The 12,964-nt window shown below is 67.4% G+C and carries 12 protein-coding genes; 8 read left to right on the top strand and 4 right to left on the bottom strand.

The window, feature by feature from the left end; translation table 11 throughout:
* The first annotated feature begins 289 nt into the window (after positions 1-289).
* Positions 290-1,159: an aldo/keto reductase gene (locus ACIBI9_RS53875; RefSeq protein WP_397235223.1), complete on the top strand. Its 870-nt coding sequence runs from the start codon at positions 290-292 to the stop codon at positions 1,157-1,159.
* 461 nt (positions 1,160-1,620) lie between these two features.
* Here the strand turns inward: ACIBI9_RS53875 and ACIBI9_RS53870 are convergent, their stop codons facing one another.
* Positions 1,621-2,715: an ROK family transcriptional regulator gene (locus ACIBI9_RS53870; protein WP_397235222.1), complete on the bottom strand. Its 1,095-nt coding sequence runs from the start codon at positions 2,713-2,715 to the stop codon at positions 1,621-1,623.
* A 93-nt stretch (positions 2,716-2,808) separates the two neighbouring features.
* On the opposite strand from ACIBI9_RS53870, the gene ACIBI9_RS53865 reads away from it, so the two are divergent.
* From ACIBI9_RS53865 to ACIBI9_RS53845, 5 genes are read left to right on the top strand one after another with little or no spacing between them, the layout of a single operon-like run.
* Positions 2,809-4,092: an ABC transporter substrate-binding protein gene (locus ACIBI9_RS53865; protein WP_397235221.1), complete on the top strand. Its 1,284-nt coding sequence runs from the start codon at positions 2,809-2,811 to the stop codon at positions 4,090-4,092.
* A complete protein-coding gene (locus ACIBI9_RS53860) occupies positions 4,089-4,943 on the top strand; it encodes a carbohydrate ABC transporter permease (protein WP_397235220.1) in 855 nt (284 codons plus the stop codon). The genes ACIBI9_RS53865 and ACIBI9_RS53860 overlap by 4 nt, the downstream gene beginning before the upstream one ends.
* Positions 4,940-5,746: a carbohydrate ABC transporter permease gene (locus ACIBI9_RS53855; protein ID WP_397235219.1), complete on the top strand. Its 807-nt coding sequence runs from the start codon at positions 4,940-4,942 to the stop codon at positions 5,744-5,746. The genes ACIBI9_RS53860 and ACIBI9_RS53855 overlap by 4 nt, the downstream gene beginning before the upstream one ends.
* Complete coding sequence (locus ACIBI9_RS53850) at positions 5,743-7,044, top strand: Gfo/Idh/MocA family protein (protein WP_397235218.1); 1,302 nt, start codon at positions 5,743-5,745, stop codon at positions 7,042-7,044. The genes ACIBI9_RS53855 and ACIBI9_RS53850 overlap by 4 nt, the downstream gene beginning before the upstream one ends.
* A gap of 24 nt (positions 7,045-7,068) precedes the next feature.
* Complete coding sequence (locus tag ACIBI9_RS53845; RefSeq protein WP_397235217.1) at positions 7,069-8,829, top strand: alpha-L-fucosidase; 1,761 nt, start codon at positions 7,069-7,071, stop codon at positions 8,827-8,829.
* Positions 8,830-9,494: 665 nt separating this feature from the next.
* On the opposite strand, the gene ACIBI9_RS53840 is transcribed toward ACIBI9_RS53845, so the two are convergent.
* From ACIBI9_RS53840 to ACIBI9_RS53830, 3 genes are all read right to left on the bottom strand, one after another.
* Entirely contained in the window at positions 9,495-9,878 is a 384-nt protein-coding gene (locus ACIBI9_RS53840; RefSeq protein WP_397235216.1) for a carbohydrate ABC transporter permease, read from the bottom strand.
* Between the two features lie 250 nt (positions 9,879-10,128).
* Positions 10,129-10,506: a carbohydrate ABC transporter permease gene (locus ACIBI9_RS53835; protein ID WP_397235243.1), complete on the bottom strand. Its 378-nt coding sequence runs from the start codon at positions 10,504-10,506 to the stop codon at positions 10,129-10,131.
* Between the two features lie 96 nt (positions 10,507-10,602).
* Entirely contained in the window at positions 10,603-10,983 is a 381-nt protein-coding gene (locus ACIBI9_RS53830) for a hypothetical protein (RefSeq protein ID WP_397235215.1), read from the bottom strand.
* Positions 10,984-11,248: 265 nt separating this feature from the next.
* Between ACIBI9_RS53830 and ACIBI9_RS53825 the strand changes: the two genes are divergently transcribed.
* A complete protein-coding gene (locus tag ACIBI9_RS53825; protein ID WP_397235214.1) occupies positions 11,249-12,016 on the top strand; it encodes a FadR/GntR family transcriptional regulator in 768 nt (255 codons plus the stop codon).
* An 81-nt stretch (positions 12,017-12,097) separates the two neighbouring features.
* Positions 12,098-12,355 carry a hypothetical protein gene (locus tag ACIBI9_RS53820; protein WP_397235213.1) on the top strand — a complete coding sequence of 86 codons (258 nt, stop codon included), beginning with the start codon at positions 12,098-12,100 and terminating at the stop codon, positions 12,353-12,355.
* Positions 12,356-12,964 lie beyond the last annotated feature (609 nt).

The following is a 12,964-nucleotide window of genomic DNA, read 5'->3' as shown; positions in this document are numbered from 1 at the left end:
GACGGCCCGAGGCTGAGATTCACCTAGAGTCATGCCTCGTCTCCCGGACTGCTCGGGCAAGCTGTTCGCGATCACCAGGGCGGCGTCGGACTCCACCTCCCACCACCGCCGAGGCCCCGGCGGCTGAGCGCGCCCTACTCGACGCCCGCTGGCCTCACGGCTGCCTGATCGCCGCGCAGGAGGTGACCGCCGCCATCGCCCATCTCGCCTCACTGGCCTCGGGCTCGGTCACCAGTACTGCGGCACGACCAGCCTCCGACTCCCCCGCCATGCAATAAGGACCACGGCCATGCGACACACTCCCCTGGGCCGCAGCACCGCCACCGTCACCCCGCTTTCCTTCGGCGCCGCCGCCCTCGGCAATCTCTTCACACCGGTGACCGACGAGGCCGCCGACCAAGCCATCCAGGCGGCCTGGGCGGCCGGCATCCGCTCATTCGACACCGCACCCCACTACGGGCTCGGCCTGTCCGAACGCCGCCTGGGCGCCGCCCTGCGGGACCGCCCGCGAGACGAGTACACCGTCGCCACCAAAGTCGGCAGACTGCTCGTCCCCGCCCCTTTCATGGGCGCGGACGACCTCGCCAACGGCTTCGCCGTACCGGCCACCCACCGCCGGGTACGAGACTTCAGCGCCGACGGTGTCCGGCGCAGCCTGGAGGCCAGCCTGGAACGGCTCGGCCTGGACCGCGTCGACATCGTCCATCTGCACGACCCCGACGAGCACTTCGCCGAGGCCATCGGCCACGCCTACCCGGCCCTGGAACAGCTGCGAGCAGAGGGCGTCGTGCGGGCGATCGGGGTGGGCATGAACCAGTCCGAGCTGCTCACGCGGTTCGTCTGTGACACCGACGGGGCTACCTTCGACTACGCCACCGCCGCACCGGAGCTGGTGGACCGCGCCCTCCGGATGCAGACCGTCTGCGAACGGCACGGCATCCCGCTGCGCGCGGTGGCCGTCCGTTTTGTCCTCGCCCCGACGGCCGTGGCGAGCGTGCTGATCGGAGCGCGCTCCGCCAAGGAGATCACCGACGCCGCCAACCTGCTGCACCAGGCCATTCCGGCCGCACTCTGGCAGGAGCTGCGCAGTGCCGGACTGCTGCCAAGCAACCTGCCCCTCCCGTCGCAGATCATCACCTGCTCACGGAAGGCGCCGTAACGTCCCGCTGAGCTGTGCTTCGTGTGGATGAACTCATGCGTACGGTGTTTCGGGGTCATCACCGCTGGTCGTAGAAACCGCTGGTCGTAGAAGAGGTGGCGGACGAAGGCGCCTGTTTCGGTGCGGTGGTCCGTGAGCTGGCCGGACGCGCCAGCATGAGCGTGATATCCGCGCTGGCCCTTCGTGCTTGGGGGACTCCTTCGCGCTGCGCCGGCGGCACTGTAACGCCACCGTGCTCATCGACGTGGAGACCCGCGAGCGCATCGACGTCGCAGGGGCGCGCCGGTCGATGAGGAACATCGGGCCTGGCGAGCTGCTCCGCGGCGTTCGCGCCCAGCCCACGGGGAGCGGGCGCACGAGCGCGCACAGTACACGTGGAACAGATGGCCGCCGTGGCGAACCGCTCCTGGGAGCAAGGGACGTGGACAGAGCGTAGGACGGCGGGTACCGGAAGTGCCGCTTCAGCTCTCTGCCACGCTGAACAGCTCCTCCTCGACCCGGTCCAGCGCCAGCCGTACCGCGCCGAGGGCCACCGACTCGTCGCCCAGGATCGAGGCCTCGACCTGCACCGGGAAGAGGCACAGCCGGGACAGTTCGGCGCGCAGGGGCCCGGCGAGCAGGTCGCCGGCCTGGGACAGGCCGCCGCCGATGACCACGAGCTGGGGATCGACGGTCAGCACGGTGGCCGCCACGCCGATGGCCAGGTCGGCGACGAAGGCGGCCACGATCGAGGCAGCCTCCGGGTCGCCCTGCCGCACCGCGGCGAACAGCGGCTCCGGGCCGTAGGACCGCACTTGGTCAAGCGCGGTGTACCAGCCCACCTCGCGCAGCACGCCGATCTCACCGGCGCCGCCGTTGTAGCCGACGTGCAGCTTCCCGCCGACCAGCAGGCCGACGGATATGCTCCGGCCGACCAGTAAGTAGATCACGTCGCCGGCGGACCGGGCCGCGCCGCGCCAGTGCTCGGCGAGGGTGGCCAGCTTGGTGTCGTTGCCGACGAGCACGGGGTAAGGCCGGCCGGATCCGAGCTCGCCCGCCAGGTCGAGGCCCTGCCAGTCGGGGAGGCGGCCGCTGGCCACGACCTTGCCCCTGGCGATGACCCCGGTGGTGCCGACGCCCAGGGCCCGCAGTTCACGGCCTTGGGTGGCCTGCTCGATCACGTCGCGGGCGGCGGACAGGCGTTCGGCCGCGCTCATCTCAGGGTGCACGTCGGCCCTGGCGCTGGCCACGATGTCGCCGCGCAGGTCGGCGATGAGGCAGAGCACCTTGTGCGGGCCGATGTCGACCCCGGCCAGGTGCCCCGCCTCCGGCCGGAAGCGGTAGTGCTTGGCCGGCCGGCCGACGGGGCGAGGGCCGTCGGGCGCAGGCCGTACCTCCTCGGCCAGGCCTTGCTGCGCGAGGTCGGAGATGATCTCTTCGACGGTGGGCCGGGAGATTTGGCTGGCTTTGACCAGCTCAGTGAGGGTTAGCTCCTCGGCGCCGTGCAGCGCATGCAGCACCGCCGCGGCGTTGAGGCGGCGCAGCAATGCCGGGTCTCCGCCCGACAACTTGACCATGTGTTTCCCCCTTGCCAACCGTGTGATCGCAATGCTAAACCGGTAGGCAATTATTAAACAACCTTGGGTTTAATAACTCTCAAGGAGCCCCCCATGAAGAAGGCACTCGGCGCTCTCGCGATCAGCGTGCTCGCCGCCTGTGCGCCCGCGGGCACGAGCGGGACCGTCACGCAGACGTCAGCGAGCGATGACGGGAAGAAGGAGATCTCCTTCCTGGTCTTCGAGACGCCCAACCTCACCCCGCAGTACTGGGACGAGGCGATCAAGCGCGTCACCGACAAGCATCCCGACATCGTGGTGAAGAAGATCGTCGCGCCGAGCGCCGGTGAGCGGAACGCCTACGCCAAGCAACTGCTGGCCTCAGGCCAGCTCCCGGACGTGATGCAGGCCGTCGCCCCGGCCGGCTTCGCCGAGAGCGGCAACCTCTACGCCTGGACGCCCGAGGAGCTCCAGGCCTACCAGTACCCGCAGTCCAACCCGCTGGGCGGCAAGATCTACCAGCTGCCCTACAACTCCCAGCCGACCCCGCTGGTCTACTACAACAAGAAGCTCTTCGCCGACGCCGGCGTCACCGCGCCGCCCAAGACCTACGCGGAACTGCTCGACGTGAGCGCGAAGCTCAAGGCCAAGGGCATCAATCCGTTCGTGGTCGGCGGCGGCGGCAAGGACGCCTTCGCCGCCGGCTACGTGTGGATCGCGCTGGTGGGCGCCGACGTCTACAGCCGGCAGCCCGACTTCCTGGTCAAGCGCCGGGCGGGCCAGACCAAGTTCAGCGACCCGATCTTCGTCAAGGCCACCCAGAAGTTCGCCGACCTCGTGGCCAAGGGCTACGTGGACAAGGCCGGCCTCTCGCGCGACTACCCCTCCACCGAGAAGGCCTTCCTGGAGGGCAAGGGCGCGATGTACCCGATGGGCTCGTGGTTCGCCGCCTCGGCCGACGCCAACAAGCCGCCCTTCGAGGTCGGCGTCTTCGCGTGGCCCACCGACGGCGGCGAGGTCGTCGTGCCCTCCTACACCGGCGGCGGTCCGATCGTGAACGCCAAGTCCAAGAATCTGCAGGCGGCACGCACTTTCGCGCTGGAGTTCAACCAGAACGCCGCCAACAATGACGTGCTGGTCAAGTCCGACGCGGCCATCATCGCGATCAAGGGCTACTCGCCGCCGCAGTTGGGTCCGGTCTACAACGCCACGCTGCAGGTCTTCACCTCGGCCAAGGTCGTCAACGCCTTCACCGTGGAAACCGGTGATGACGCGCTGCTGCCCGGCATCGGCGACAAGGTCTTCGCCATCGCGCAGCAGATCATCGCGGGCAAGACCGACGGCGCTCAAGCCGCCAAGCTCCTGGACGAGGAGTGGACCAAGGCCGGCGGTCAGTGAAGCGCCTGAGCTACCCCCTGGTCTTCGCCGCACCGGGGCTGGTCGTCTACGCGTGCTTCGTGCTCGCGCCGATCCTGATCAGCTTCAGCTACAGCCTGACCAACGCCGACCTGTTCCACACCGACGCCGGCTTCGTCGGCATCGGTAACTACCTCACCCTGCTGGGCGACAGCGGATTCCTGCGTTCGCTCAGGGTCACCACGATCCTCACGTTGATCATTGTCATCCTGCCCAACGTGGGCGGGGTGGCGGTGGCGATGCTCCTGGACCGCAGCGGCTGGCTCTACAACGCCCTGCGCAGCGTTTTCTTCGTCCCGGTCGTGCTCAGTTCGGTCGTGGTCAGCGTGGTCTGGATGGCCATGTTGCAGGACGAGGGACTGATCAACCAGTTGTTCGGCACCCACATCGGGTGGCTGTCCGACCCCGGCCTGGCGCTCTACTCGATCGGCTTCGTGATCTCCTGGCAGATGCTCGGCTTCTGCTCGGTGGTCTACCTGGCCGGGCTGCAGGGCGTGCCGGCGTCGTTGCTGGAGGCGGCGCAGATCGACGGAGCCGGGCCGTGGCGGCGCTTCCGCCAGGTCATCTGGCCGATGCTGGCCCCGGCGATGACGCTCAACACCGTCATGTTGCTGATCACCGGCTTCAAGGCCTACGACCACGTGCAGGTGCTCACGGCCGGTGGCCCCGGCCTCGGCACCACCTCCACGCTGGCCTTGAACGTGATCCAGGTCGGCTTCAACGAGAACCGCACCGGCCTGTCGTCGGCACTGGCGATCATCATGCTCGTCATCATCGCCGTCGTCTCCAGCCTGGTACTTCGCGTGCTCAAGCGCAGAGAGGTGGACCTGTGAGGAAACTTCTCGCGATCGCCGTCACCAGTGCCTTCTTCCTGCCGCTCTACCTGGTGGTGACCAACGTCTTCAAGCACGGCCCGGACATCACCGCCTCGCCCGCGGCGCTGCCGATCCCGCCGACGCTGGACAACCTCACCCAGGCCCTCACCCGACCGGACCGGCTCTTCTGGAACGGCCTGGTCAACAGCGTCACCGTCACGCTGCTGTCGATCGTGGTGCTGACCGTCGTCTCGGCGATGCTCGGCCACTACGTCGCCCGCACCCGCGGTCGCTTCGGCCGTGTCGCCCTGCTCGTCCTGCTCGTTGGGCTGATGATCCCGCCGCAGGTCATCCTTGTCCCCGTCACCCAGGTGCTCAACGCCACGCACCTGATGGGCACAATCACCGGCCTTGTGCTCTTCAACGTCGGCTACTACGTGCCCTTCGGGGTCTTCGTCTTCTCCGGATTCGTCCGCTCGATCCCCATCGAGCTGGAGGAGGCGGCGGCCATGGACGGCTCGGGCCGCTTCGGTACCTTCTGGCGGGTCGTCTTCCCGCTGCTGCGCCCGGCGACCGCCAGCGTGCTGATCTTCCTGGGCGTCTGGATCTGGAACGACTTCCTCAATCCGCTCATCATTCTGGGTCCGCAGGGCGGCACCACCATCACGGTCGGCGTCTATCGCTCGCTCGGCCAGTTCCAGCGGGATTACGGCGGGATGTTCGGCCTGATGTTCATGGCCACGCTTCCGATCCTCGTCTTCTACCTCGCGCTGCAGAAGCACTTCGTCAAGGGTCTCACCGGGGGAGCCGTCAAGGGATGACCACCGCAACCACCCCCCACGCCAACCTGCGTGGGCGTCTCGGCGTGCCACTGAACCGGCCGCTCACCCTCGCTGTCGTCGGCGCGGGCGCCCGCGGCGCCGCCTACGCCGAGCTGGCCGTCCAGCAGCCGAACCGGGTGGAGATCGTCGCCGTTGCGGAGCCGCGCGAGGCCGTCAGGACCCGCTTCGCCGTACGGCACGGCCTCGCGTCGGAGAACGTCTTCGCCGACTGGCGCGAGTTGGCGGCATGCGGGCGCGTGGCCGACGCGGTGATCGTCGCCACGCTGGACGCCGACCACCTGGGACCCGCGGAGACCTTCGCCGAGCAGGGCTACGACATCCTGCTGGAAAAGCCCATCGCGCCGACCGAGGCCGAGTCGGTCGCGATCGGCGAGGCGGCCGAGCGGACGGGGGCCACGGTGGCCGTCTGCCACGTCATGCGCTACACCGACTACACCCGCAAGCTGCGCGAGCTCCTCCCCCAGATCGGCGAGATCGTCAGCGTCGAGCACTTGGAACCCATCGGCTGGTACCACTTCGCCCACTCCTTCGTGCGCGGCAACTGGCGGCGCGAGGACGAGACCACCTTCGCCCTGCTCGCCAAGTCCTGCCACGATCTCGACTGGCTCGGCTTCGTCCTCGGCCGCAGGGCCCAGCGGGTCTCCTCCTTCGGCGGGCTGCGTCACTTCCGTCCAGAGAACCGTCCTCCGGAGGCCGCCGACCGCTGCGTCGACTGCCACGTCGAGCGCCACTGCCCCTACTCCGCCGCCCGGATGTACCGCGAAGGCCTGCGCGACGGCGGCACCAAGCAGTACTTCACCCGGGTGATGACCTCCGGGGTGCTCACCGAGGAGGCCGTGACCCGGGCGCTGGCCGAAGGCCCGTACGGCAGGTGCGTCTACGCCTGCGACAACGACGTGGTCGACCACCAGGTGGTCAACATCGAGTACGAGGGCGGCACCACCGCGTCGTTCACGATGACCGCGTTCACCCCGCTGGCGAACCGGCACACCAAGTTCTTCGGCACCCACGGCCAGCTCACCGGCGACGGCCGGTTCATCCACGTCTACGACTTCGTCACCGAACGCACGACCACGATCGACACCTCAAAGGACGGATCCTCCGCGGCCGAGGGCCACGGGGGAGGCGACGCGGCGCTGGTCCGCTCGTTCGTCGACGCCCTCCATCAGGGCCGCCCCGAACTCATCCTGTCCGGCATCGCCGAGAGCGTCGACAGCCACCTCGTGGTCTTCGGTGCCGAGCGCGCCCGCCGCACCGGCACTGTCGTCGAACTGTAGTCACCCCCCACATGAAGGAGAGCCATGCGTTCCGCGCTCGTTCTGGGCATCACGGTCACCGCCGTCCTCATCACCCCACCCGCGCTGGCCACGACCCGGCACTCGCCCCACGCGCAGAAAGTGAAGATCACTGGCGAGGCCCGGACCAAGGGCGGCCTTGAGATCCGCTACCGCTTCCAGGACCCCGACGGCGACGCCGAGGGCACCACCCGCTTCCGCTGGCTCGCCGGGCCCACCAGGTTCGGCCCGTGGAGGCCGCTCACGGGCGTGCTGACCCGCAACATCGGCATCCCGCTGAGCTATGGCGGCAAGTATCTCCGCGCCGAGGTCACTCCGGTGGACGCGACCGGCGCGACGGGCAGGCCCCGCCTGTCCGCACCCGTCCTGATCAGGACCGTCGACGGAAACCCCGGCACGGACTGGCTGCACGACGCCAGGTACGGCGTCTCCCATCACTTCCTGTCCAACTACATCAACCGGGTGGCCGCCTCCCCTGAGGAGATGTGGAAGGACGGCGAGTCGTGGGACGACTTCATCAAGACCTTCGACGTCGAGGCCTATGCCGAGGACCTGGTGAAGGCGGGAGCCGGGTTCGCCATGATCACCCTCGGCCAGAACAGCGGCTACATGATCGCGCCCAACCGGGCCTACGAGCGCATCGCCGGGCTGCAGCCAGGCGAGCGCACCCCTGCTGGGCGCGACCTGCCCATGGAGATCGCCGACGCGCTGGCGAAGCGCGGCATCAAATTGATCTTCTACATTCCGGGCAACCCGCCGCACTCGGCGCACAAGCAGCCTGGCGACTACGCGATCACCAAAGCGTTCGGTTACACGCCCGGAACGGACGGCGTGCCCTCGCAGGACACGATGGCGAAGTGGCAGTCGGTCATCAGGGAGTACTCCGAGCGCTACGGCACCAAGCTGGCCGGCTGGTGGATCGACGGGGTCTACCCCCAGCTGCACCCCGCCTACCAGGACATGACCAAGCCCTACAACTGGTCCAGTCTCGCCGCCGCGCTCAAGGCAGGCAACCCCAGCCGGATCATCGCGCTGAACTCGGGTCTGGGCGCCCGCAACCACCAGCCCACGTCCGTCTACGACGACTACACCCCAGGCGAGTCCAGGGGACTCGGCGCCATCCCCTCAGCCGGGCGATGGGCCGACGCCGAGCAGAGCACCCAGTGGTTTGACTTCACCTATCTGGGAGCGAACGACCCCTACTGGGCGGGTTGGGGAAACAAGGGCACCTCCAAGGACACCACCTCGCTGGTGCGCTGGGTGAAGGCGGCCACCGATCGAGGCGGCGCCATCGGCCTGGACACCAAGGTCAACAGGTACGGCAGGCTCGATCCCGACCAGCTCGCCCAGCTCGAGCAGGTCCGCAAGGTCGTGCGCGAAGGCGCCCCCACTCCCGAGCCCGTGGGAGGGGCCTACAACGACGACGACTTCCTGATCAAGTACACCGGCTCGTGGAGCGCCGGCGTCGGCCGCCCCGGCGACCTGGGAGGTGACGTGCACTACACCTCCGCCGACGGCGACTCGGCCGAGTTCACCTTCTCCGGCACCGGCATCGAGTACGTCACCGAACGCTTCCGCGACATGGGCAGGGTCGACGTCTACCTGGACGGCGTCCTGACGGAGACCGTCGACTGCTTCTCCGACACCAAGCACACCCAGCAGGTGCTGTTCAAGGCCGACGGCCTCAGCGCGGGGACGCACACCATCAAGATCGTCAAGAAGTCCGGCACCTACATGCTCCTCGACGCCTTCCGAGTGGCCCGGTAAGGGGACACTGTCACGGGGCGGGCGTCCGCACGCTCCGTGACAGTGGTCGGCACAAGCCTCCGGCTGATCAAGGGCGGGTACGCAGCGTGGTGGCGGGTGAGAGGAGGCTCCCGACAAGAGCTGCAAACGCAATGAGGTGAGGCGTCGCCAGCAGATAAGGGCGCAGGCGAGCTTGAGGAAAGGCCTCGTGGATGTCGGCGCGACCGTCCGCGGCACGATCCTCATCGCGGTGACCAGCCAGGCGGTCATGCTGGGCTACGAGGATGGCGAGTCGGCCGGCGAGGAGAGCGTCCCGGGGATGCGCCGGCATCGTACCGGGGATCTCGGCTGGATGGACGAGACGGGCCGTCTCCACCTGTTGGGCCGCGAGCGATCCATGATCGACACTGCTGGGCGCAAGGTGAACCCGGTCGAGGCGGAGAACGCCCTCAAACAACACGCGGACGTCACAGACGCCGTGTCAGCACCAGGACCCCGTCGCGTTCGGCCTTCACGAGCTCGCGAGGGTCGGACGTGGTCATCACGCCCAGACCCGAAACGGTCCTGGGCGTCCGACAACGCCTTCGGGTCCAGATCGCAGCAGGCCACGATCCGGGAACCCGCGGCGGGGCGATGGGCCAGGTCCGCGAGTTCGCCGCGGACGATCACGCCGAATCTCAGGTCATTCATGCGGTCATCCCTTGCCGGTGAAGGCGATGCCCTGGACGAAGTGGCGCTGCAGCAGGACGAAGGCGACGACCGTGGGCGCGGCCGCCATGATCGATCCCGCCATCAGCATCGGTGGTGACGACGAGGGGATACATGAGGTCGTTCCACGACCAGAGCGCTGTCAGGATCGTCAGGGCGATCAGCCCGGGTTTGGCCAGGGTGCGCGCGATGTGCCAGTACGCCCGCAGCAGGTTGGCACCGTCGAGGCGGGCCGCGTCCTCGATGTCTCGCGGCAGCGCGAGGAAGAACTGCCTGAGCAGGAACGTGCCGAACGCGCTGAACATCCGGGGCACGATGAGCCCCTGCAGCGTTTTCACCCAGCCCAGTTCCTGGATGATCACATACTGGGGGGATCAGGAAGCGCCGGCTGGGCACCATGAGCACCAACAGGAACAACCCGAAGAGCAGGTTGTCGCCTTTGAAGGGCAGCACGTCGAAGAACAGCGTTGGAGGGACCCGCGTGGTCTCGCTCAACGTCTTACCGGACGTGAGAAGTTGCCAGACGAACGGGCCGACCATCGCCAAAGCACCGGTCATGAGGACGAAGGGGTGGCGGTCGTAGCCACGTGGTGTCCGGCGCCGGCCGTACGGTCACGCATAGTGCACCCACCTGCGCTGGAGGCGGAACTGGACGGCGGTCATGACCAGGATGAACGCAAGCAGGACGAAGGCGACCGCGACCCCGAAACCGAGATCATGCTCCACGAAGGCCTTCTGATAGAAGAGGTAGGCGATGGTGCGGACCCGGGGGCGCGGAGTTGGCGGTGCCTGCCTCGCTGCCGGGGTGCTCATCATCATGTAGGTGAGGTCGAACATCTGCAGTGAGTTGATCATCGTGAGGACGGCGGCGGAGAAGTTGCCCGGGCTCAGCAACGGCACCGTGATGCGGAGGAAGCTCCGGGCCGGGCTCAGCCCGTCGATCGCGGCGGCCTCGTAGAACTCGGTGGGAATGCCCTGGAGCCCGGCCAGGAAGGTAGACCATGTCGTAGCCGAGGGCCATCCAGATGTCGATCGCGGCCAGGGCGTACAGGGCGACCGACGGATCGGCCGCCCAGCGCGGTCCCGCTATCCCGACCAGGAGAGCAGGTAGTTGGCCAGGCCGTGGTCGCCGTTGTACATCCAGCGCCAGAGCATGGCCACGGCCACCGGCATCGTGACCACTGGCAGGAAGTGCGGCGCCCGGTAGATCGACCGCCCGCGAAACCCGGGCCTGTTCAACAGGGCGGCCACCAGGATCGCGAGCAGGATCCCGGCGAGCTGGACGGCGGTGTAGATCAGGGTGCTGGCCACGGACTGCGCCACGGCCGGCTCGTCGACGAGGGCGCGGTAGGTCGCGCCTCCGATCCAGGTGTGCCCGCCGAAGGGGCCTGGCTCGGTGAAGCTGCAGTAAAGCGCCTCGGGATAGTCGGAGAGATTCACCAATCCGGTCTTGAGCGGGAGCAGCATGCTGTTGGAGGGAGTTCCACCACCGCGACTTTGAACGCATACAAGGCTCCCACCCAGGATTGATCCGATGCATCGAGCATGTGCGATGCGTGACGAGAGAGAGGCGGGCTTCAGGCTGCGCCTGCATGACCTGCAAGTTGACCGTAGTCTGGGACGGCAGATCCAGCCACGTCGACGGTTCCATTACCACATGAGCCTTATAGATACGAAACATTCTAGGCTAGGGTGGGTCCACAAGTGGACCCCATGAGAGACGGGGAAGGGATTGAGTCATCCATCTGCGTGGCCGCAACAGTCGAGCTCGGAGGCCGCCTACCGGCCTGGCTACGAGATCGCTGCGGAGCGGATTCTCGAGTACATCATCCGTGAGGGGCTCAGGCCGGGGGATCGCCTGCCGACGGAGAAGGAGCTGGCAGATGCCGTACAGATGAGCAAAACGGTTGTGAGAGAGGCGGTGAAGATCCTTTCGGCGCTGAAGCGGCTGAGTGTGCAGAAGGGGCGGGGTATCTACGTCGCCGAGCCGGAGGACGCTCCCTGGCGGGAGTCGTTCTCCCGATTCCTGCCCGCTGATCTCGGGCAGGTCGACCAGATGTTTGAGTTCCGCCGGCACATCGAGTCCGCCACGGCCGGCCTGGCCGCGCAACGGGCCGTACCCGCACAGGTGAAGGCGTTGCGCGAAGCGGCGCAGCTCTCGGCGGAAGCCGCAGCTCGCAATGACATCGAGGCCTTCACACGGTTCGATGAGCAGTTCCACCAGGCGGTCGCGGCCGCCGCAGCCAACATGTTGCTGTTGGCGACCATCGAATCGGTGCAACGTCTCCAGCGGCAGGTCAGCATCATCGGGTTGGCTGGAGTCGCGGGTGGATCGCTCGTGGTGGCCGCGGACCAGCATGTGGCGATCGCCCACGCCGTCGCCTCCGGCGAGGAGGAGCAGGCCGTCACGCTCATGACACAGCACATCGACATGACGAGGCTGCAGTTCCAGGAGGAAATCCGTCACCGGCTCCTGCCCCGCGACGACGCCTCGTTGTGACCACCTCCACCTGAAGGAACTCATGCGAATCACTGATGTCACGGTCGAACTCGTCGATCTGCCCGGTCAGCCGCCCTTCCGATGGCGAGTGGGGCTTCCGGCTCGGCGGGTCCGGTCGGCGGCGGCATCCTGCGCATCCACACCGACGGGGGCCTGATCGGCGAGGCGCACACGCGGCGCGGACTGATCGTGGCCGACCTGGTCAAGCGCAGGATCCGCGAGGATCTGCCGGGGCTCGATCCGCTCTGGCGCGAGCTCCCCTGGCACCACCTGTGGGAGATCGACCGCATCGAGCAATTCCCTATCTACGCCCTCGGCCTGATGGACACCGCGCTGTAGGACCTGGCGGGCAAGGCAGCGAGCATGCCCGCGCACCAGCTGCTCGACACCCGGGACGCCATCCCCGCCTACGCCGGCACGGTGACGTTCTCCACCGCGGAGGAGTACTCGAAGTAGTCGACCCTGAGACCGATATTTATGATTCATAACGAAGAGATGGGTGAATAGTAGAGATCTATTGACGCCGCGAGGATGACGCAACACACTGAGAGTCAAACGAGATCAAGCCACTGGCCTGAACAAACACCAGGGGTCAGTGCATAGCGCCTGTCGATGGCGACAGGTGATCAGATATAGATCTGGTCTATGTAATCCTCTTCCCTTAAAGATCACATTTCAAGTCGTATGCAGGTACGGCGGCTCTGGGCCTCCAGTCATGCACTGATCCGCCACAACCACCATGCGATTCGAAGCCCAGGAGCGCAGATGATCAGATCCCGAGGCGGGACGGCGGTCTTGGCTGCCGCCCTTGTCACCATCGGCAGCGTTGCCTTACCTCTAGCTGCGGCTCAGGCGGCTGGCGACGCAGGAGTCAGCGCGGGTTACCTGGGCTCAGGGTTGAGCGGCACCGGGCGTGTGACCAGCCTGGTGGACACGCGAACCGGCGCC

The sequence above is a fragment of the Nonomuraea sp. NPDC050451 genome, assembly GCF_044458585.1.
The sequence above is the reverse complement of the archived record's forward strand: the minus strand, read 5'-3'. Positions and strand labels throughout refer to the sequence as shown.

Coding starts and splice junctions, on each gene's coding strand:
- ACIBI9_RS53875 (WP_397235223.1), top strand. CDS start 290: ATGCGACACACTCCCCTGGGCCGCAGCACCGCCACCGTCACCCCGCTT.
- ACIBI9_RS53870 (WP_397235222.1), bottom strand. CDS start 2,715: ATGGTCAAGTTGTCGGGCGGAGACCCGGCATTGCTGCGCCGCCTCAAC.
- ACIBI9_RS53865 (WP_397235221.1), top strand. CDS start 2,809: ATGAAGAAGGCACTCGGCGCTCTCGCGATCAGCGTGCTCGCCGCCTGT.
- ACIBI9_RS53850 (WP_397235218.1), top strand. CDS start 5,743: ATGACCACCGCAACCACCCCCCACGCCAACCTGCGTGGGCGTCTCGGC.
- ACIBI9_RS53845 (WP_397235217.1), top strand. CDS start 7,069: ATGCGTTCCGCGCTCGTTCTGGGCATCACGGTCACCGCCGTCCTCATC.
- ACIBI9_RS53830 (WP_397235215.1), bottom strand. CDS start 10,983: ATGCTGCTCCCGCTCAAGACCGGATTGGTGAATCTCTCCGACTATCCC.
- ACIBI9_RS53820 (WP_397235213.1), top strand. CDS start 12,098: ATGGCGAGTGGGGCTTCCGGCTCGGCGGGTCCGGTCGGCGGCGGCATC.